Origin of the sequence: Priestia sp. JV24 (genome assembly GCF_025910025.1) — a bacterium.
Lineage (GTDB): Bacteria > Bacillota > Bacilli > Bacillales > Bacillaceae_H > Priestia > Priestia megaterium.
Genome location: NZ_JAPCIN010000023.1, coordinates 824,053 through 845,902, shown reverse-complemented (window position 1 = coordinate 845,902; position 21,850 = coordinate 824,053). Strand labels below are relative to the sequence as shown.

The following is a 21,850-nucleotide window of genomic DNA, read 5'->3' as shown; positions in this document are numbered from 1 at the left end:
GGAGAAGTACTCAAGTGGCTGAAGAGGCGCCCCTGCTAAGGGTGTAGGTCGTGTAAGCGGCGCGAGGGTTCAAATCCCTCCTTCTCCGCCAGTCGTTTTAAATTTAAATATGGCCCGTTGGTCAAGCGGTTAAGACACCGCCCTTTCACGGCGGTAACACGGGTTCGAATCCCGTACGGGTCATCTCAAAAAGGTTTGCATATATGCAAACCTTTTTTATTTGAGCTTTTTTAAAGATTAAGTAAACAGAAATAATAGTTAGGAATAATTACCATGAATTTTCAGAATAAAAAGTAAGTTTTAAGCAGGATTTTCCCTATGTCATATGGAATTATTCATAAAGTAATAAAGTATGAAGAGTATGGGATAAAGAGTCATTTAAAAGAACTTTTATTCTATTATATTTGTAGAAAAGGTTTATGTTTTTACTGTAAAAGGGAATGAGTGGTAAGAAGCGTATATTATGTGCGTATATTATGTTTGAAGTTAAAGGGGTGGCAAAAGTGAATCTAGCGGTTCAGCCTACTGAATTTGATGTTCATTTGTATCACGAAGGAAACTTATTTCGCAGTTACTCTATTTTCGGTGCGCATCAGGTAACGGTAGAAGGGATTGAAGGCGTACGATTTTGCGTGTGGGCACCTCATGCAAAGGGTGTAAGCGTTGTAGGTGATTTTAATAAATGGAACGGTTTTCAACATTCCATGGTCAAAGTTAATGAAGAAGGTATTTGGATGATATTTATCCCTGAATTAGAACAAGGGACTATTTATAAATATGAAATCATCACACAAAGCAATCAAAAAAAATTAAAAGCAGATCCATACGCTTTCTTCAGCGAAGTGCGCCCAAACACTGCGTCTATTGTTTACTCATTGGATGGGTACAAATGGAACGACCAATATTGGCGTAGAAAGAAAAAACAGCAAAATATATATGAAAGACCGCTGTGTATTTACGAGCTGCATGCAGGGTCTTGGAGGACTCATGAAGATGGCAGCCTTTATACATACAGTGAATTAGCACAGGAGCTTATTCCTTATATTGCTGAACAAGGTTTTACACATATTGAGTTATTACCAGTCATTGAGCATCCGCTCGACCGATCCTGGGGATATCAAGGAACTGGATACTATTCCGCCACCAGTCGATACGGTACACCTAAAGAGTTGATGAACTTTATAGATGAGTGTCATCAAAACAATATAGGAGTTCTTTTAGATTGGGTACCCGGGCACTTTTGTAAGGATGAACATGGTCTGTATATGTTCGATGGAGAACCTACTTATGAATACAAACAAGAATCCGATCGTGAAAACTACGTTTGGGGAACAGCTAATTTCGATTTAGGAAAGCCTGAAGTACAAAGTTTTCTGATTTCGAATGCTTTGTTTTGGTTGGAGTACTTCCATATAGATGGATTTCGAGTAGATGCTGTAGCTAATATGCTTTATTGGCAAAATTCTTCTGGAAAAGCAGTGAATGATGGAGCTGTCAGCTTCTTGAAAAAGTTGAATGAAGCTGTTTTTGAATCTGATGAAACGGTATTAATGATGGCAGAAGATTCCACGGACTGGCCGCTTGTTACGGCACCTACGTATGAGGGCGGTTTAGGCTTTAATTATAAATGGAATATGGGATGGATGAATGACGCTTTAACATACATGGAAGCTGGCGTGGAAAGACGTCCCTATCTTCACGATAAAATGACTTTTTCACTAATGTATGCGTTTAACGAAAATTTTATTTTGCCGCTTTCCCATGATGAAGTCGTACATGGAAAAAAATCATTACTTAATAAGATGCCAGGTGATTACTGGCGCAAGTTTGCACAGCTTCGACTGCTATATGGATACTTCTTTGCACACCCGGGAAAAAAGCTTTTATTTATGGGCGGAGAGTTTGGCCAATTTGATGAGTGGAAAGATTTAGAGGAGTTGGATTGGATGCTTTATGACTTTGATATGCATCGCAATCTTAACGGATATATGAAGGATCTCATCAAGATTTATAAGAGAAGCAAGCCTTTATATGAATTAGACCATAATCCAGATGGATTCGAATGGATTGATGTTAACAACCATCATCAACAAATCTTCTCTTTTATTCGTAAGTCAAAAGAAAATCAGGAGATTTTTATAGTTGTTAGCAATTTTTCTGAGCATCCATATCATTCTTACAAAGTTGGAGTTCCAGTTGAGACAGAGTACATTGAAGTTATTAACAGTGATGACGAAGTGTACGGCGGTTCAGGCATTATAAATAAAAAGGCATTAAAATCAGTGGATGAATCGTTTCACGGTCAACCTTTTTGCATTGAAATGAATATTCCGCCGTTTGGCATTAGTATACTACGAGCAAAGAGAAAACGAGGGGAGAGAAAACAACATGTTAAAAAAGAAATGCGTAGCGATGTTATTGGCAGGAGGAAAAGGTAGTCGGCTCAGTTCGCTTACAAAAAATCTAGCAAAGCCAGCTGTACCATTTGGTGGTAAGTATCGAATTATTGATTTTGCTTTAAGTAATTGTACAAATTCAGGTATTGAGACAGTAGGTGTATTAACCCAATATCAACCGCTAGTTCTCAATTCATACATTGGAATTGGAAGCGCTTGGGATTTGGACCGACGGAATGGTGGCGTCACGGTATTGCCTCCATACGCGGAGTCAGATGGAGTAAAGTGGTATAAAGGCACGGCTAGTGCTATTTATGAAAATTTAAACTATTTGACACAATATGATCCTGAGTACGTACTGATTCTATCAGGTGATCACATTTATAAAATGAACTATGAAAATATGCTTGATTATCATATAAACAAAGAAGCAGACGTAACGATTTCTGTTATTGAAGTACCTTGGGAAGAAGCGAGCCGTTTTGGTATTTTAAATACCAATAGTGACCTAGACGTAATGGAGTTCGATGAAAAACCACAGCGTCCTAAAAATAATCTAGCTTCCATGGGAATTTATATTTTTAAATGGAGTATTTTAAAAGAATATTTAGAAATGGATGCACGCAATCCATATTCAAGCCATGATTTTGGTAAAGATGTTATTCCGCTTTTACTAGATGAAAAGAAAAAGCTAATTGCATACCCATTTCAAGGTTATTGGAAAGATGTAGGAACTGTAAAAAGCTTGTGGGAAGCGAATATGGATTTGTTATGTGATAAAGACGAGCTTAATTTATTTGACTCTTCATGGAAAGTATACTCTGTTAACCCTAATCAGCCTCCTCAATATATCGCGCCAAACGCCTGCGTGGTGGAGTCATTAGTAAATGAAGGGTGCGTTGTCGAAGGAAACGTAGAGCAGTCCGTGTTATTTCCAGGTGTACAAATCGGCTCAGGTTCTGAGGTTAAGAAAACGGTTGTCATGCCTACTGCAAAGATAGGCTCTAACGTATATATTGAAAACGCAATTGTTCCATCGGACATTGAAGTTCCAGACGGTACTATTATTCGACCGACCAAAGGAAGCGAAGAAGTAATTCTTGTTACTCAAGAATTGATTGAATCAGTTGCTAAATGCATTTAACGAACAGAGAGGATGAACGACATTGAATAATCAAATGCTTGGTATTATTGATGCTTGTACAAACACAACAGCGCTGCAGCCTTTAACCTTTTATAGATCGATTGCTGCCATTCCTTTTGCAGGACGCTATCGATTAATCGATTTTACGCTTTCTAATATGGTGAACTCTGGAATTTCGAGCGTTGCCATTTTTCCTCGTGATCGCTATCGCGCATTGATGGATCATATAGGTTCAGGAAAAGAGTGGGATTTGGATCGGAAGCGAGATGGATTGTTTATCTTCCCTCCTATGACAAGTGATTTACACTTAGAAAGTCCATCACTATTCACGCAGTTCCGTTATCATATTGATTATTTCTTAAGAAGTAAGCAGGAATACGTATTAATTGCGAATAGTTATACGATATGTACAGTTGACTTTGAGCACGTGTTGCAACGTCATATTGCTTCAAATGCAGATATTACTGAAATGAAGCAGGGTGATAAATCGCTTAATATGTATATTATTAATAAATCTATTCTAGTTAATATTTTGCAAAATGAATCCCATGATTTTTATACGATTAAAGAATTGGTTCGATATATGGCACAATCTCATCGTGTAGAAAAGTATGAGCACCATGGATATACGGCTGAGATTTCTAGCTTAGATGCCTACTATAAAACAAGTATGGAAATTTTATCTCCAGATGTCTGGAAGCAGTTATTTATCAACGAACGTCCTGTTTTCACTAAAGTAAAAGATGAACCGCCTACTCGTTACGCAAAAAAAGCGGTTGTGAAAAATTCAATGATTGCAAACGGGTGCGTGATTGAAGGGCATGTGGAAAATAGTATTATCTTCCGAGGCGTTAAAATTGGAAAAGGTACGGTCGTTAAGAATAGCATTGTGATGCAAAAAGGCGTTATTTTAGAAAATAGTGTATTAGAAAATGTTGTTTTAGACAAAGATGTGAAAATAGGAAGTAATGAAACGTTGCTAGGTGAGTCAGGATTACCTAGAGTCATTGCTAAAGGAACAACTCAAGGAGCGTTGATGAAGTCGTGAATGTATTATTTGCTGTATCAGAATGTGTACCTTTTATTAAAACAGGAGGATTAGCAGACGTAGCTGGTGCCCTGCCTAAAGAATTAAAAAAGTTAGGAACGAACGTATGTGTAGTCATGCCAAAGTACGGAACGATTCCTCAACATTATCAAGATGAAATGGTGCTTGAAAAAGTTATTCATGTACAGGTTGGGTGGAGAAGACAGTACTGCGGAATTGAATCGTTAACGATGGATGGCGTTAAATATATTTTCATTGATAATGAATATTATTTTAAAAGAGATAGCTTATATGGGCACTACGATGACGCTGAACGATTTGCTTTTTTCAGCAGAGCCGTGCTTGAAGCTATCCCGTTTTTAGAGAATGAGCCTGATATTATTCATTGTCACGACTGGCATACGGCTATGATTCCATTTTTACTTCGTGCTAATTATGATATGTATGATCATATTCAGACGGTCTTTACGATTCATAACTTGCAATTCCAAGGAATCTTCCCTAAGAGCAATTTATATGAGTTATTAAATTTAAATGAATATTATTTTACTACAAGCCAGCTCGAGTTTTATGGGAATATTAATTTTATGAAAGCTGCGCTTGTATCAGCTGATAAAATTACCACGGTAAGTCCTACATATCGAGATGAAATTCAAATGCCATATTACGGAGAAAGTTTAGATGGATTATTACGTCAGCGAAATCAAGATTTAATCGGGATTGTAAATGGAATCGATGAAGAAGCTTATAGCCCAGACGCAGATCAGCTTATATCTTATCCTTATTCGGTAGAAAAGATTGAAGGGAAATATAAAAATAAAAAAGAGCTCCAGCGCTATCTTGAATTAGAAGAAAATAAGGATGTTCCAATTATTTCGATGGTTACAAGGTTAACTCAGCAGAAGGGATTGGATTTAGTTAAGCACGTTTTCCATGAGACGGTTAACTTAGGAGCCCAAATTGTTATTTTAGGAACTGGAGAACACGAGTTTGAGCAGTTTTTCCGTGAGATGGAAGATACGTACCCGCAACAAGTAAAAGCTATTATTGGTTTTAATGAAGAACTTGCTCATAAAGTTTATGCCGGTACGGATTTATTTTTAATGCCTTCCCGTTTTGAGCCTTGCGGACTCGGACAATTAATAGCCTTAAAATATGGAACCATTCCAGTCGTGCGTGAAACGGGCGGCCTGAATGACACGGTCAAAGCTTATAATGAATATAGCGGAGAGGGAAATGGCTTCTCTTTTAAGAATTATAATGCTCATGACATGCTTCATACGTTAGAAAGAGCTGTTTCATTTTATCACCAGAAAGATGTATGGAAAAAATTAATGATGGATGCTATGAGTCAGGATTATAGCTGGGGGCAATCGGCATTTAAATATAATCAATTGTATTCAAATTTGACATCTACTCCATCGTGAAAGGGTGAGCAGATTGTTCTCTGATAAAAAAAGCTTTCAAGAGGCTTTTTTAAAAAAGCTGGAAATGACATATGGAAAGAGCTTTAAAGAATCTACTGTTCAAGATCACTATCATACATTAGGAAATATGGTGCGAGAGTATATTAGCAGCGATTGGATTTCAACCAATGAAATTCATAGGTCTTCACATACAAAGCAAGTGTATTATCTTTCTATCGAATTTTTACTAGGCAGACTATTGGGTCAAAATCTGTTGAATTTAGGAATTCGGGAAGTTGTAAAAGAAGGATTAAGTGATCTGAATATTTCACTTGAAAATATTGAAGAGATAGAAGTAGACGCAGGATTAGGAAACGGCGGATTAGGCAGGCTTGCTGCTTGTTTTTTAGATTCTCTTGCTTCACTTAATCTTCCTGGCCACGGTTATGGGATTCGCTATAAACACGGTTTGTTTGATCAAAAGATTGTAAACGGCTTTCAAATTGAGCTCCCAGAACAGTGGTTAAGGCATGGGAATTCATGGGAAGTACGCAAATTAGATCAAGCCATAGAAGTGAACTTTTGGGGCGAAGTTGAAATGGTACAGGAAGACGAAAAATTCTCTTTTCGTCATGTAAAAGGAGAACCCGTCTCTGCTGTTCCTTATGACATCCCGGTTATCGGGTATAAAACAGATACAGTTAATACACTTCGCCTTTGGAATGCGGAGCCTTCATCATTTCCAGTACATAAAGATGTGATGGAGTATAAGCGTCAAACAGAGGCTGTATCAGAATTTTTATATCCAGATGATACACATGAAGATGGTAAAATATTAAGATTGAAACAGCAATATTTTCTTGTGTCAGCTAGCTTACAAAGTATTATCAGAGCACATCGAAATACCTATCAAACACTTACAAACTTTCACGAAAAAGTAGCCATTCATATTAACGATACTCATCCTGTACTTGCGATTCCTGAGCTAATGAGAATTTTACTGGATGAAGAAAAAATGGAATGGGAAGATGCATGGCATATTACGTCCAATACCATATCATACACAAATCATACCACTCTTTCTGAAGCCCTTGAGAAATGGCCAATTGATTTATTTCAACCCTTGCTTCCACGCGTGTATATGATTATTGAAGAAATTAATGAGCGCTTTTGTAAAGAATTATGGGAATCATATCCAGGTGACTGGCAGCGGATTGAAAATATGGCTATTTTAGCGCACGGATTAGTAAAGATGGCTCATTTAGCAATTGTGGGAAGTTATAAAGTAAACGGTGTGGCAAAGATTCATACTGATATTTTAAAAGAACGAGAAATGAAAGATTTTTATCAGTTTTATCCTGCTAAATTTAACAATAAAACGAACGGAATTACCCACCGGCGCTGGTTGTTAAAAGCTAACCCGCAGCTTTCCTCCCTTATTACCGAGGTGATAGGAGATAAATGGATTAAACAGCCGCATTCTCTTATAAAGCTCCAAGAGTACGTGGAAGATCCAAGTTTTTTACAAGGACTAAAAACAGTAAAACAACAGCGTAAAAAGCTGCTTGCGGATATTATTCAAGAGCAAACGGGAATTAAAATAGATTCTAATTCTATTTTTGATGTACAGGTTAAAAGGCTTCATGCTTACAAAAGGCAGCTTTTAAATGTGCTGCACATTATGTATTTGTACAATCGATTAAAAGAAGACCCTAATTTTCAAATCGTTCCTCGTACATTTATTTTTGGTGCGAAAGCTTCTCCCGGCTATTATTATGCAAAAAAAGTCATCAAGCTAATTAACTCTGTAGCTGATGTTGTCAATAATGATCCACAAACATCACCGTTTTTAAAAGTCGTTTTTTTAGAAAACTATCGTGTGTCACTTGCTGAGTATATCTTTCCTGCAGCGGATGTCAGTGAACAGATTTCAACCGCCAGCAAAGAAGCTTCGGGAACGGGAAATATGAAATTCATGATGAACGGAGCGTTAACTCTTGGCACGATGGACGGAGCGAACGTCGAAATTAGCGAGGCAGTAGGAAAAGATAATGTCTTTATTTTTGGATTAAAAGCCGAAGAAGTGTTGAGCTATCAGCAAAATGGAGGATACCGTGCCTATGATTATTACCATCATGATAAGCGTATTCGCCAAGTGCTCGAGCAGCTTACAAACGGCTTCCTGCCTGACACATATGACTTATTCGAGCCTATATATGATTCATTATTAATGCAAAATGATGAATACTATGTACTCCGTGACTTTGACTCATACGTTACGGCACAGCAAAAAGTAAACGAAGCTTATAGAAATGAAAATAAATGGCTTCAAATGAGTGCGACGAACATTGCACACTCCGGCTTTTTTTCTAGTGATCGAACGATTGAGGAATATGCATCTGATATTTGGGGGATTGATTCCACTAAAAATTTATTAAATCAATAAATAGAAAAGGTGTAGTCAAAGACTACACCTTTTTTATTTTATCTGTTGTCACCGTTTAAGAAATCACCTAAAGAACCAAGGATACTGCCTTCACCTTTACCTCCCGTTGGCGAAACTGCACTTGATAAAACGCGATCGGCTAGTCGGCTAAAAGGAAGAGATTGAATCCAAACTGTTCCCGGTCCTGACAGAGTAGCAAAAAACATGCCTTCCCCTCCAAACAGAGCTGTTTTAATTTTCTCTACATATTCGATGTTGTAGTTTACATCACGGGTCATGGCCACTAAACATCCAGTATCCACTCGAAGGCGTTCACCCGGCTGCAGCTGTCTTTTATGAATGGTTCCGCCTGCATGCAAAAATGCCAAGCCATTACCTTCTAATTTTTGCATAATAAAACCTTCACCGCCAAAGAAGCCCGTTCCTAGTTTTTTTTGAAAATCAATGCCAACGGATACGCCTTTGGCAGCGCATAAAAAGGAGCTCTTTTGACAAATGATTTTATGATCGAGCTGCTCTAAATCGACAGGAATAATCTTGCCTGGAAAAGGTGAAGCGAAGGATACTTTTCGTTTGTGATATCCATTATTTGTATATACCGTCATAAATAAACTTTCACCAGTTAATACGCGTTTCCCAGCTCCTTTTAGTTTATTAAACAGCCCGCTGCTGGTGGAAGAAGAACCGTCACCAAAAATGGTTTCCATCTCAATATCATCTTCCATCATCATCATTCCTCCAGCTTCTGCTATAACACTTTCTGAAGGATCTAATTCAATTTCAACAAACTGCATGTCATCTCCATACAATTTATAATCAATTTCATGTGCATTCATCATTTTCACCTCATTATTAATTCTAATCTCCTATTTATTCGATATCATCTCCTATAGCTCCTCCAAAAAATAGAAAAAAGAGTAGTATGAAGAACTACTCCTTTTCAGTGTATGGATCTTTCTCATAGGCCGGTAAATCTCCAAATATGGTCATCGTACCTTCTTCATCCAGTGCATTTTCATATCGCTCATGCTCTTTTGAAGGGTAAATAGGAAGAGGCTGTCCATATAAATCGGTAGCGGCAAAGTTTTCATAATCTTCAACGTATCCAATAGCTTCATCTGCCTCAATATAGGTTTCACTATAGTTAGACGTATCTTCTATAAAATCAGAAGGAGATTCAGACGTCCCGTAACGCGCAACGTCTTGCCAAGAATCTTCTGCGTCATATCCTGTTGTTTCGGTATCGTCATAGTCGTATTGACCAAATGGGTGATGGAGAACATTTTCTTCTACAGGTCTGTGCTTTGGAATATCCTGCGATGGGCTATGTTCTCTACAGTATAAAGTAGTTGGTACAGCCTGAAGTCTTTCAAACGAGATATCTGCTCCACATACTTTGCACGTTCCATACGTGCTGTGAGCGATTGCCTGAAGTGCTTCTTCTATTTCATGTAGCTCTTGTTTTGCATGTTCATTTAATGCAAGGTCTTTTTCACGCTCGTATGTTTCCGTGGCTGTGTCACCAGGGTGGTTATCGTAACTTGAAAGTTCTCCTACAGCATCGTGAGCGTCGCTTCGAGTTAGACCAAAATGATCATTTTGATCAAAGTGCGATTGAATATCAGCCTGCTGCTGCTGTAAATTTTGTTTTAACTGACTGATTTCTTGTTTTGAAAGTGTCATGAAGCTCCCCCTTAAAAATTTATTGTGCTTTTGTAGTATGTGTTAAAAATTCAAAAAAACACGATTCATATTAGGAGTATTTGGGGTATTCATGAAGCTAAGAGAGAAAAGGAGTGGAAAATTAAAGAAAGTTAAAGGTTATAGAAAAGGGTATGATAAAAATAACGCTCTCGAGGTCTAAAGAGTACTGAATAGATCATAAAGATTTTTGATTCATTTAATGAAAAGGCATAATTTAGACAAGCGAAATTAATTTTTTCTCGTGAATCGCGATGCTAGATTTTTTTGAACTGAAAGTTTATAATAAGTTAGTTACAGACTTAAGAAAAAAAGATGAACGGGGGGACGTAGTGTGATTGCAACGACCGAACAGTTAGTACAAGAATACATTAAAGATGCGATTGAGTGTGCAAAAAATGAAAATCACCCAAAATTGGTCAGTTTAGTGAAAAAAGTAAGACCTATTGACCCCCTTATTTTTTATGCGAACGGACATGACCAGTTTTATAAAGAACGCTTTTTTTGGAAAGATCCCAACAGTTATTATACATTTGTTGGATTAGGATATGCGCATACTATTTGCACCAATGCGGCAAAAGAACGTTATTTCCACATTGAAAATGAATGGAAGCGCTTTATAAAAGAAGACTTTTATAAAAATAACCAAATTTCCCCTGATGGGACAGGTCCTCTTTTATTTGGAGGATTTTCATTTGACCCAAATCAGTATCAAGAAAACTATTGGAGTGATTTCCCGAGTTCAAAATTTATGATTCCAACTGTGTTATATACTCAGGTAGACAAAGAAGGATACCTTACCGTTAATATGATGGTTAAAGGACAAGATTCTGTTAAAAAGCACATCAATTATTTCGAAGAGGTCCAAAAACTTGTTCTTTGTGAAGAGTACGACGGAGAATCCCATATTTCACCTTTGGTGTTGGAAAAAGAGGAAATTGGGGTAGAGAAATTTAAAGGAAATATTGAAAGAGCTACTACTTTAATTAAGCAACAGGCTATAGAGAAAGTAGTTCTTGCTCGTCAATTAAAAGTGAAATTTAATGAAGATATTTCTACTGAATACGTGCTTCAGCGTCTGTTGAAGGAACAGCCAACTAGCTACACATATATTTTAGAGGGAGAGCATCAGCATTTTATCGGCGCTTCCCCAGAAAGGCTAGTGCAAAAACAAGGAGATTATGTGTTTTCCACATGTTTAGCGGGTTCGATTCCAAGAGGAAAGACAAGGCAGGAAGATCACGAACTAGGTGAGGAACTGCTTCAAGATCCCAAGAACTTAATTGAACACGATGTTGTTGTTCATATGATTAAAGAAGCGATGAATTCTTATTGTTATGAAGTAGAAATTCCAAGTACGCCAAGTTTATATAAAACAAAGCATATTCAACATTTGTATACACCTGTTAAAGGGCGTATAAAGGAAGATGTAACGCTATTTTCATTTATTCAAAAGCTCCATCCAACACCAGCGCTAGGAGGATATCCTCAACAGGAGGCCTTGCCTATTATTCGACAGCTAGAATCCTTTGACCGAGGGTGGTATGCAGCTCCTTTAGGATGGATGGATATCAACGGAAACGGTGAATTTATAGTAGGAATCCGCTCTGGTGTTATTCAGCAAAAAGAAGCCGTTTTATTTGCGGGCTGTGGAATTGTAGCAGATTCTACGCCTGAAAGTGAATATGAAGAAACAAGAATTAAATTCAACCCGATGCTTTCAGCTTTAGGAGGGATTATGCGTGGAACACATTAAATCATTAACAACGTATATTGCGTCATTCGTGGATGAATTAGTAGAAGCAAATGTTGAAGAAGTAGTGGTCAGTCCAGGGTCACGTTCAACGCCTATTGCGATGCTTATGGCTGAGCACCCTGATATTCATGTGCACTTAAATATTGATGAACGTTCCGCCGGCTTTTTTGCTCTAGGAATAGCAAAAGCAAAGAAAAAACCAGTGGCGCTTGTATGTACATCCGGAACAGCTGCAGCGAATTATTATCCTGCAGTAATTGAAGCTCACTACTCACGCATTCCTTTAGTAGTTATCACAGCGGATCGTCCCCATGAGTTAAGGGATATAGGTGCCCCGCAGGCCATTAATCAGAATCATCTTTTCGGTCAATATGCGAAGTGGTTTGTAGATACAGCTTTACCAGAAGAAAGTGCAGATATGAATCGTTATATTCGAACAGTAGCTTCAAGGGCTGTTCATACAGCTCAAGCTATACCGAGCGGTCCTGTACACATTAACGTACCTTTACGTGAACCGATTGTACCAGATTTATCTATTGAAGATTTATGGAGTCAAGGGAAACGCGGTAAATCATATGTGTCTGCTATTCATGGAGAAGCATCTCTATCTGAAAAAGGTTTCGAAGAAATTGCGAAGCGCTTAGAGGGAACAACAAAAGGACTTATTATATGCGGAGATCAAATGTCTTTAAAAGCAGTAGACAGCGTATGCCGTTTAGCTGAATCTTTAAGCTTTCCAGTGCTCGCAGATCCGTTATCACAATTAAGAAGCGGCAAGCATTCAAAAGAAAATGTAATAGAGACATATGATACATTTTTAAAAAGTGATAAGGTTGATGAGCGTTTTTACCCTGAAGTTGTCATTCGTTTTGGCGCGATGCCGGTATCGAAACCGCTATTGCAATTTTTGAAAGCACACGAGCCGACAGAAATGTTTGTAGTTGACCAAGGTAAAGGCTGGAGAGACCCTACTTTACGTTCGACAGTGATGATTGAAGCCGATGAGACATTATTTTGTGAAGAACTGATCAAGCGTCTTTCAGCGAATCAAGAGGAATCTACTTCATGGCTGAGTCTGTGGAAAAAGATTAATGCTCAAACTGCACAGGCTCTGAGAACACTAACTTCTGGCCAGGAATGGTTCGAAGGACAAGTAGTTCAAGAAATTGTTGATGTAGTACCTGAAGGCACGGCTTTGTTTGCTGGAAATTCAATGCCTGTTCGAGATATTGATTCTTTCTTCTTAAATACGGAAAAAGATATTCCACTCTTTGTAAATCGGGGCGCAAATGGAATTGATGGTGTAGTTTCTTCTGCTCTAGGCGTAAGCACGGCTTACGATCACACCGTTTTATTTATTGGTGACTTATCGTTTTATCACGATTTAAATGGTCTGCTGGCAGCTAAAATGCATAATTTAAATTTAACCGTTGTGCTAGTTAACAATGACGGCGGAGGAATTTTTTCATTTTTACCGCAGTCAAAACAAGAAAAGCACTTTGAATTTTTATTCGGTACGCCAACTGGATTAAACTTTGAGCATGCCACTCGTCTGTATGATGGCACATTTTCTTCAGCAAGCAGCTGGGAAGAATTTCGACATGCAATGAACCATGCTTTCACAAAGGGCGGGTTGCATGTTGTAGAGATTCGTACAACTCGTACAGAAAATGTAGAGACTCATCGCAGTTTGTGGAAACTTGTTTCCGAGGAAATAAATTTGTCAAACGGTGAGGAATAGGCAATGAGGTATAAATTAAGTGGTGTATCTTACCATGTGCACACCGAGGGAAAAGGAGAGCCGCTGCTTCTGCTTCACGGCTTTACCGGCTCTTCTCAAACTTGGCGTACCTTTATGAAGAAATTCGTTAAAGACTATCAGGTAATTGCTGTTGATATTATTGGTCATGGCCAATCAGCAGCTCCCAAAGAAATCAAACCATATTCAATGGAAGCAGTTGTTGAAGCACTGCATGAGCTTCTTCAACAGCTATCTTTATCACAGGTGAATGTAATTGGATATTCGATGGGAGGAAGGCTTGCTCTTTCATTTGCCCAGCGATATCCACACCATGTGAAAAAGTTGGTATTAGAAAGCGCATCGCCTGGTTTAAAAACGCGGGAAGAACAAAAGCTAAGAAAAGAAAAAGATGAACAGCTGGCGAGCCGCATTATGAAAAATGGAATTGAAGAATTTGTTAAATTTTGGGAGGGAATTCCTCTTTTTCGTTCTCAAAAGCAATTGCCTAGCCATGTTCAAGAAGCGGTGCGTAAAGAAAGACTTTCGCATACAGAAATCGGCCTTTCCAACAGTTTGAAAGGAATGGGAACAGGAGTCCAGCCGTCCCTTTGGGAGAAGCTGGACGATCTGTTGATGCCGGTTTTGCTTATTACAGGAGAAGTAGATCAAAAGTTTTGTTTAATTTCCAAAGAAATGCAAACATTAATACCAAATGCTACTTCTAGAATTATTTTAGGGACAGGCCATGCAATTCACGTGGAACAACCCGAGATTTTTGGTAGAATAGTAAGTGAGTTCTTAGCTACTACATAATTAGGAGGAAATAAAGATGACAGTTGAATGGACATCAGTACGTCAGTATGAAGACATTTTATACGAAACATATAACGGAATCGCTAAAATTACGATTAACCGTCCGGAAGTGCACAATGCATTCCGTCCAAAAACAGTAATGGAATTGATCGATGCATTTGCTTATGCTCGTGACGATGCAAGCGTTGGAGTAATTGTATTAGCAGGTGCTGGAGATAAAGCATTTTGCTCAGGCGGAGACCAAAGAGTTCGCGGCCACGGCGGCTATGTAGGAGAAGATGAAATTCCACGTCTAAACGTTCTAGATTTACAGCGTTTAATTCGCGTAATTCCAAAGCCGGTTGTTGCGATGGTATCAGGCTATGCAATTGGTGGTGGCCACGTTCTTCACGTTGTATGTGACTTAACAATTGCAGCGGATAACGCAGTATTTGGACAAACAGGTCCTAAAGTTGGAAGCTTCGATGCAGGATATGGCTCTGGTTACTTAGCTCGCATCGTAGGTCATAAGAAAGCGCGTGAGATCTGGTTCTTATGCCGTCAGTACAACGCTCAAGAAGCACTAGACATGGGATTAGTAAACACGGTCGTTCCATTAGAACAGCTTGAAGCTGAAACAATTCAATGGTGTGAAGAGATGTTAGAAAAAAGTCCAACCGCTCTTCGTTTCTTAAAAGCAGCATTTAATGCTGATACGGATGGCTTAGCTGGTATCCAGCAATTTGCGGGTGACGCAACGCTTCTTTATTACACAACCGATGAGGCAAAAGAAGGTCGCGATGCATTTAAGGAAAAACGCAATCCAGACTTCCAACAGTTCCCACGTTTCCCTTAAACAGCTGAAACAGCTTGGTGATTATCATCAGGCTGTTTTTTCAATTTAATTTAGTTAATCAGTATAAAAAGGAGAGAAATTCATGAGTAGCCAAACGATTCCCAATGGGCTTATGCAAAGAGCATATTTGACGCCAAATCGAGTGGCGGTAGAAACATCCCAAACGTCTCTTACGTTTCAAGAGCTTCATAAACGTGTTCAAAAAGTAGCACAGCAGCTTTCGTTTAACGGTGTAAAGCAAGACGATACCATTGCTTTATACATGAAAAATAGAGTGGAGTTTATTGAGATTTTACATGCGGTTTCTTATATTGGTGCAAGGTTGCTGCTCGTCAACACGCGTTTGACAAACGAAGAAATTAATTATCAGCTAACAGATGCAAACGTGTCGTTGCTTATTGCGGATGAAACATTTTTAATGAGAGAATTCCAAAGTTCCATTACTCAGCTTACTTTACCTGCTTTAAAAAGTTCTCCAGAAGCAGAAACGGATTTTCAAAAAACGTGGAATCTCGAGGAGACATTTACCATTATGTATACGTCCGGAACAACAGGTCATCCAAAAGGAGTGCTGCAGACGTATGGAAATCACTGGTGGAGTTCCGTTGGCTCAGCGCTTAATTTAGGATTAAACGAAAAAGACTGCTGGCTTATAGCGGTTCCTTTGTTTCATATTAGCGGCTTATCTATTTTAATGCGGAGCGTCTTTTACGGAATGAAAATCATTTTAGAAGAACGGTTTGAAGCAAGAGCAGTAAATGAAGCAATTGAAAACAAAGAGGTAACGATTATTTCGGTTGTCACTTCCATGCTGTCCAACATGCTCGATGAGTTAGGGGAACGAAAATATCCGCATACGTTTCGATGCATGCTTTTAGGAGGAGGACCTGCACCGCTTACTATTTTAGAGGCTTGTGTGAATAAAGAAATTCCTGTTTATCAAACGTATGGAATGACAGAAACATCTTCACAGTTCGTTACGCTTTCACCTGAAGATAGTTTGCGAAAACTGGGATCAGCAGGTAAACCATTATTTCCATGTGCAATGAAAATTGTAGATGAAAAAGGAAATGAGACCAGCGAAGCAGGAGAAATCATTGTTAAAGGTCCAAATGTTACAAAAGGATATTTAAATAAACCAGAAGCTACTGAAAAAGCCCTTCAACAAGGCTGGTTCTATACAGGAGATATCGGGAAAGTGGATGAAGAAGGCTTTCTATATGTGTTAGACAGACGTTCAGACCTTATTATTTCAGGTGGAGAAAATGTATATCCAGCTGAAATTGAAAATGTTTTGTTGAAGCATCCCGCTGTTAAAGAGGCCGGTGTAACGGGAGTAGGTGATGAAAAATGGGGACAAGTTCCAGCTGCATGTATTGTTGTAAACGAAGACGTTTCAGATGAAGAATTATCTTTACACATTCAACAATTTTTAGCAAAGTACAAACTTCCAAAGTATTTCGTTCGAGTAGAGGAGCTGCCGCGAACAGCTTCTAATAAAATCATACGCCGGAAGCTATCATCGTTCATACAGAAAAGGAGCTAATCGATGATTATAAAAAAAGTACATCTTTATAAAATTGACATGAAGCTTCTTTCTCCTTTTTCAACAAGCTATGGTACAGTACAGGATCGAGAATTGATTTTGCTTGAAGTAGAAGATGAACAAGGATTTACAGGGTGGGGAGAAGTCGTTGCTTTTTCATCTCCTTGGTATACGGAAGAAACGATTCAGACATGTTTTCATATGTTAGACGATTTTTTAATTCCCTCGCTTCTTCATCAGCAGCTTCAAAAACCAGAGGATGTTCAAAAGTTATTCAAACCTCTAAAGCGAAATAACATGGCTAAAGCAGCTTTGGACTGTGCTGTATGGGATTTGTATGCAAAGCGGCAAAACAAGCCGTTATCTGAAGTAATTGGCGGAGTAAGGTCTGCTGTAGAAGCTGGAGTGGTAGTTGGCTTAAATGACATTTCCGTAATGAAAGAACAAATAAAGACTTACATGAAAGATGGCTATAAGCGCTTTAAAGTGAAAATTAAGCCGGGTGCTGACTATGAGCTACTGAAACAAATTCGAGATGAATTTCCAAGCATTCCTCTTATGGCTGATGCCAATTCAGCCTATACTTTAAGCGATAGTGATTCATTAAAGAAACTAGATGAATTGAATTTAATGATGATCGAACAGCCGTTAAGTTCTGATGATATCCTTGATCATCGATTGTTACAAAAGCAAATAAAGACGCCAATTTGCTTAGATGAAAGTATTGTGAGCTGTGAAGATGCACGTCATGCAATCGAACAAGAAAGCTGTAAGATTATCAATGTGAAAATCGGGCGAGTTGGCGGAATGTCCGTAGCAAAGCAAATTCATGATTTATGCGTCCGGCATGGTGTAAGACTTTGGGTTGGAGGAATGTTAGAAGCAGGGATTTCACGAGCTCATAACATCGCCCTTGCCACACTCCCTTCTTTCACGATACCAGGTGATATTTCTGCGTCGTCTCGCTATTGGGAAAAAGATATTATTAAGCCCGAAGTAGAGGTAGAAGCCGGAGTAATAAAGGTGAAGGGAAAACCGGGGATAGGATACGATATTGATAAAAAGTTTATCAAAACAATCAAATCATTTGAAAAAGAATACAAATAATTAAAAACCGTTTTTTGATGAAAAACGGTTTTTTTATTGAGGTTGTCAATGTTTAGTAGAAAAATAGGACAAATTTTTTAAAAAGAGCACATTGTTCCATCAAGCGTGTCAAAACATGTTATGATGGAATAGTTTGATGAAAAAAGTCGAAGAGTTTTATCGTAAAAAACAAAATTATTTTTGAAAATAGGTTGATAGTTTTCTAAGTTGTCCTATATAATGTGTTTATAACATAACACAATATGTTGTTTTGAAATCTATAATAAAATACTATATTTTGTGTTTTCCAGTGAAAAAGGTGTCTGATAAAAAGACTTAAAAGGGAATTTGGTGAAAATCCAAAGCTGTTCCCGCAACTGTGAATGCTGATGAAATAAGGAGATCCACTGTGAGTAAACATCATGGGAAGGCCTTAAAGTAAAAAGAAGCATAAGTCAGGAGACCTGCCTTTTTTATGTCGTTTTATCTTCTTCGGGAGGTGAGAGGGTAGAGCGAGGATTGAGAAAAGACTTAGTGTCTTCTTCTATCTTCGTTCTATTCGCTCACCGAGGTACGGTGAGCGATTTTTTATTTTGAAGTGAAGAGAGGAGCCATATTTATGGTGAATACATTAAAGCCTACAATTCTACATGAATTAACTGCATATATTGAACGTTTAAAAAAAGAATTTACGCAGCTTGATTTTTCTTTGTATGAGGAAAAGGTTATTCAAACTGTTACAGTAAAGGAAAATATGACGGACGAAAAGGTTGCAAACGTCCTAATTTTGGCAGCCTTAGAGCGTATTTCAATGGAAGAACCCGATTGGACGTACGTAGCGGCAGACGTCTACTTAAACGAACTATATCGAAAAGCAGCGGACAACCGAGGTTACGATAAAAAAGAGAAGTACGGTTCGTTTTATCAGCTTATTCAAGAACTAACAAAAATCGGCATTTATAATAAGCAGCTATTAAAAACATATACAGAAGAAGAAATTAATGAAATTGCTTCAGTCATTATTCCTGAACGCGATCGTTTATTTACATACATTGGATTGTTGACATTAGCAGATCGCTATTTAGCGACATCACATGATAAGCGCGTATACGAATTACCGCAAGAACGTTTTCTTATCATTGCTATGACGCTGATGTCTCAAGAAAAGAAAGAAAATCGAACAGCATTAGTAAAAGAAGCGTATTGGGCGCTTTCTAGTCTATATATGACGGTTGCCACACCAACACTTTCAAACGCAGGAAAGAGCTACGGACAGCTATCTAGCTGCTTTATTGATACGATTGATGACAGCTTACGCGGTATTTATGATAGCAATACAGATTTGGCCACGCTTAGTAAAAATGGAGGCGGAATTGGTGTCTACCTCGGTCATATTAGAAGCCGAGGAAGTGATATAAAAGGTTTTAAAGGCGTATCATCAGGAACAATTCCATGGATGAAACAGCTAAATAATACGGCTGTAAGTGTCGATCAGCTAGGTCAACGCCAAGGAGCTATTGCCGTATATTTAGACGTATGGCACAAAGACATCTTTTCATTCTTAGATGCGCGTTTGAACAATGGTGACGAACGTCAGCGCACGCATGATTTATTCACTGGTGTATGTTTGCCAGATTTGTTTATGGAAAAAGTAGAGGCACGTGAAGACTGGCACTTATTCGATCCTCACGAAGTTCGTACGCTGATGGGCTACTCGTTAGAAGATTTTTATGATGAAGAAGAAGGCAGCGGTTCGTTCCGCACTCGTTACGCTGAGTGTGTAAATAATGAACAGCTTTCAAGAGAAACAGTACCTGCTATTGAAATCTTCAAGCGCATTATGCTTTCCCAGCTTGAAACCGGAACGCCTTATATGTTTTATCGTGATACGGTTAACCGAGCTAATCAAAACCGCCACGAGGGCATGATCTACTGCAGCAACTTATGTACAGAAATTACGCAAAACCAAAGCACAACGGTCGTAACAGAGGAAATTACGGAAGACGGAAAAATTATTATTACAAAGAATCCGGGCGATTTTGTTGTATGTAATCTTTCTTCTATCAACTTAGCGAGAGCCGTAACTGAAGATGTGCTTGAACGTTTAATTCCAATTCAAGTACGCATGCTTGATAACGTTATTGAGTTAAATGATTTGCCAGTACTTCAAGCAAAACTAACAAACCAAAAGTACCGCGCAGTAGGACTTGGCACATTTGGTTGGAACCATTTGCTTGCCTTAAAGAAAATAGCATGGGAAACAGATGAAGCGGTAGCATATTGCGATGAATTGTACGAGCAAATTGCTTACTTAACCGTACAGGCAAGCATGAACTTAGCTAAAGAAAAAGGTGCATATCCATTATTTAAAGGCTCAGATTTTGAGTCAGGCGCTTATTTTGAAACACGTAAATACACAAGCGAAGCGTGGAGTGAACTGCGTAACGAAGTTCAAAGCAATGGGATAAGAAATGGCTACTTAATGGCTGTAGCACCTAATTCATCAACATCTATTATCGCGGGTTCTACTGCAAGTATTGATCCGATTTTCCGTAAGTTTTATTCAGAGGAAAAGAAAAACTATAAAATCCCAGTGACGGCACCAGATTTATCGCCAGCAACAAACTGGTATTATAAGTCCGTTTATTTAATTGATCAGCACTGGAGTATTAAGCAAAACGCCAAGCGCCAGCGCCATATTGATCAATCCATTTCATTCAACTTATATGTACAAAATGATATCCGAGCAAAAGAGCTGCTGGATCTTCATATGACGGCATGGAAAGAAAAGTTAAAAACGACCTACTACGTACGTTCAACATCAAGTGAAGTGATTGAAGAATGTGAAAGCTGTCATAGTTAAAAGGAGTGAATAATTAATGACAAGCATGTTAAAACGAGAATTAATGAACGAAACAGCTCCGAACCGTTCGACAGGAATCATCAACGGCAAGAGCTCAAATATTCTAAACTGGGATGACGTCCGATTTTCATGGGCGTTCCCTAAATACAAGCGTATGCTAGCTAACTTCTGGACGCCGTTTGAAATTAATATGGGTCAAGATATTAAGCAGTTCCCTCGGTTAACGGCTGACGAACAAGAGAGCTTTTTAAAAATTATTGGCCTGCTGGCGCTACTGGACAGTATTCAATCAGATTATGCTAGCAAAGTAGCTGATTATGTAACCGACTCTTCGATTAATGCTCTAATGATTATTTTAGCGCAACAAGAAGTGGTTCATAATCATTCGTATTCATATGTTTTATCAAGTCTTGTACCAAAAGGAAAACAAGATGAAGTATTTGAATACTGGCGCACAGACGAAAAGCTTCGTGCTCGAAATGACTTTATTACAAACGGATATAAAGCATTTAGCGAAGAAGCAACGGTTGAAAACTTTTTGAAGTCTATGGTATATGATGTTATTTTAGAAGGCCTTTTCTTCTATAGCGGATTTGCTTTCTTCTATAATCTTGCGAGAAATCAAAAGATGGTGGCGACATCTACGATGATTAACTATATCAATCGTGATGAACAGCTTCACGTTGGGTTATTTGAAAAGATTTTCAAGGAAGTCCTAAATGAAAATCCAGCTTATCGTACGGAGGAGCTAGAAACATTTGTAGTTGAAACGTTCCAAGAGGCAGCTCGTCTTGAAATTGAATGGGCAGAATCTGTTATCGGAGAAAAATTCGACGGGATCACGATGAAAGAACTGCAGCAGTATATTGAATACATGGCTAATAAACGCTGTAATCAATTAGGCTTTGGCCGAGCTGCTTTCCCAGAAGCACCGATTGAAAATCCTCTTCGTTGGATTATTGCTTATCAAGAGGTAGATTTAGGGAAAACGGATTTCTTTGAACAGAAATCAAGACAATATACAAAAGCATCAGATGCGAATGGATTTGATGATCTATAAATACAAGAG

General features: G+C 38.4%; 15 protein-coding genes, 2 tRNA genes and 1 riboswitch. Of the genes, 15 read left to right on the top strand and 2 right to left on the bottom strand.

Features of this window, described 5'->3' with window-relative positions; genetic code table 11:
* The 7 genes from OK414_RS25595 (at window position 1) to OK414_RS25565 (ending at window position 8,440) form a co-directional block, all read left to right on the top strand.
* Window positions 1-91 (top strand) — tRNA-Ser (locus OK414_RS25595).
* Window positions 92-111: 20 nt separating this feature from the next.
* Window positions 112-183: transfer RNA gene (locus OK414_RS25590), tRNA-Glu, on the top strand.
* A gap of 293 nt (window positions 184-476) precedes the next feature.
* The gene (glgB, locus tag OK414_RS25585) at window positions 477-2,438 is read left to right on the top strand and encodes a 1,4-alpha-glucan branching protein GlgB (RefSeq protein ID WP_263045147.1); all 1,962 of its coding nucleotides are present in this window, start codon (window positions 477-479) and stop codon (window positions 2,436-2,438) included.
* Window positions 2,389-3,540, top strand: a complete 1,152-nt coding sequence (locus tag OK414_RS25580) for a glucose-1-phosphate adenylyltransferase (RefSeq protein WP_016765788.1) — start codon at window positions 2,389-2,391, stop codon at window positions 3,538-3,540. The genes glgB and OK414_RS25580 overlap by 50 nt, the downstream gene beginning before the upstream one ends.
* Window positions 3,541-3,562: 22 nt before the next feature.
* Window positions 3,563-4,588: a glucose-1-phosphate adenylyltransferase family protein gene (locus tag OK414_RS25575; RefSeq protein ID WP_263045146.1), complete on the top strand. Its 1,026-nt coding sequence runs from the start codon at window positions 3,563-3,565 to the stop codon at window positions 4,586-4,588.
* The gene (gene glgA / locus OK414_RS25570) at window positions 4,585-6,015 is read left to right on the top strand and encodes a glycogen synthase GlgA (protein ID WP_013085286.1); all 1,431 of its coding nucleotides are present in this window, start codon (window positions 4,585-4,587) and stop codon (window positions 6,013-6,015) included. The genes OK414_RS25575 and glgA overlap by 4 nt, the downstream gene beginning before the upstream one ends.
* A gap of 13 nt (window positions 6,016-6,028) precedes the next feature.
* A complete protein-coding gene (locus OK414_RS25565) occupies window positions 6,029-8,440 on the top strand; it encodes a glycogen/starch/alpha-glucan phosphorylase (RefSeq protein ID WP_263045145.1) in 2,412 nt (803 codons plus the stop codon).
* Window positions 8,441-8,478: 38 nt separating this feature from the next.
* On the opposite strand, the gene OK414_RS25560 is transcribed toward OK414_RS25565, so the two are convergent.
* Together OK414_RS25560 and OK414_RS25555 are read right to left on the bottom strand one after the other, a co-directional pair.
* Window positions 8,479-9,276: a TIGR00266 family protein gene (locus tag OK414_RS25560; protein WP_263045156.1), complete on the bottom strand. Its 798-nt coding sequence runs from the start codon at window positions 9,274-9,276 to the stop codon at window positions 8,479-8,481.
* 94 nt (window positions 9,277-9,370) lie between these two features.
* Complete coding sequence (locus tag OK414_RS25555; RefSeq protein ID WP_013059568.1) at window positions 9,371-10,123, bottom strand: TraR/DksA C4-type zinc finger protein; 753 nt, start codon at window positions 10,121-10,123, stop codon at window positions 9,371-9,373.
* 352 nt (window positions 10,124-10,475) lie between these two features.
* Between OK414_RS25555 and OK414_RS25550 the strand changes: the two genes are divergently transcribed.
* The 8 genes from OK414_RS25550 (at window position 10,476) to OK414_RS25515 (ending at window position 21,841) form a co-directional block, all read left to right on the top strand.
* Window positions 10,476-11,897, top strand: coding sequence for an isochorismate synthase MenF (locus OK414_RS25550; RefSeq protein WP_034648564.1), 1,422 nt, complete (start codon window positions 10,476-10,478; stop codon window positions 11,895-11,897).
* A complete protein-coding gene (gene menD, locus OK414_RS25545; RefSeq protein ID WP_016765782.1) occupies window positions 11,884-13,638 on the top strand; it encodes a 2-succinyl-5-enolpyruvyl-6-hydroxy-3-cyclohexene-1-carboxylic-acid synthase in 1,755 nt (584 codons plus the stop codon). Before OK414_RS25550 ends, menD begins: the two co-directional genes overlap by 14 nt.
* A gap of 3 nt (window positions 13,639-13,641) precedes the next feature.
* Window positions 13,642-14,451: a 2-succinyl-6-hydroxy-2,4-cyclohexadiene-1-carboxylate synthase gene (gene menH / locus OK414_RS25540; protein WP_128819467.1), complete on the top strand. Its 810-nt coding sequence runs from the start codon at window positions 13,642-13,644 to the stop codon at window positions 14,449-14,451.
* Between the two features lie 16 nt (window positions 14,452-14,467).
* Window positions 14,468-15,286: a 1,4-dihydroxy-2-naphthoyl-CoA synthase gene (menB, locus tag OK414_RS25535; protein WP_013085280.1), complete on the top strand. Its 819-nt coding sequence runs from the start codon at window positions 14,468-14,470 to the stop codon at window positions 15,284-15,286.
* A gap of 82 nt (window positions 15,287-15,368) precedes the next feature.
* Window positions 15,369-16,832: an o-succinylbenzoate--CoA ligase gene (locus OK414_RS25530; RefSeq protein ID WP_034648568.1), complete on the top strand. Its 1,464-nt coding sequence runs from the start codon at window positions 15,369-15,371 to the stop codon at window positions 16,830-16,832.
* A 3-nt stretch (window positions 16,833-16,835) separates the two neighbouring features.
* Complete coding sequence (gene menC, locus OK414_RS25525) at window positions 16,836-17,939, top strand: o-succinylbenzoate synthase (RefSeq protein ID WP_034648570.1); 1,104 nt, start codon at window positions 16,836-16,838, stop codon at window positions 17,937-17,939.
* Window positions 17,940-18,218: 279 nt separating this feature from the next.
* Window positions 18,219-18,405: riboswitch (cobalamin riboswitch) on the top strand.
* A gap of 132 nt (window positions 18,406-18,537) precedes the next feature.
* Window positions 18,538-20,781 (top strand): ribonucleoside-diphosphate reductase subunit alpha, encoded by a 2,244-nt coding sequence (locus tag OK414_RS25520; RefSeq protein ID WP_016765778.1) that lies wholly within the window; start codon window positions 18,538-18,540, stop codon window positions 20,779-20,781.
* 16 nt (window positions 20,782-20,797) lie between these two features.
* Window positions 20,798-21,841: a ribonucleotide-diphosphate reductase subunit beta gene (locus tag OK414_RS25515; protein WP_016765777.1), complete on the top strand. Its 1,044-nt coding sequence runs from the start codon at window positions 20,798-20,800 to the stop codon at window positions 21,839-21,841.
* The last annotated feature ends 9 nt before the right edge of the window (window positions 21,842-21,850 follow it).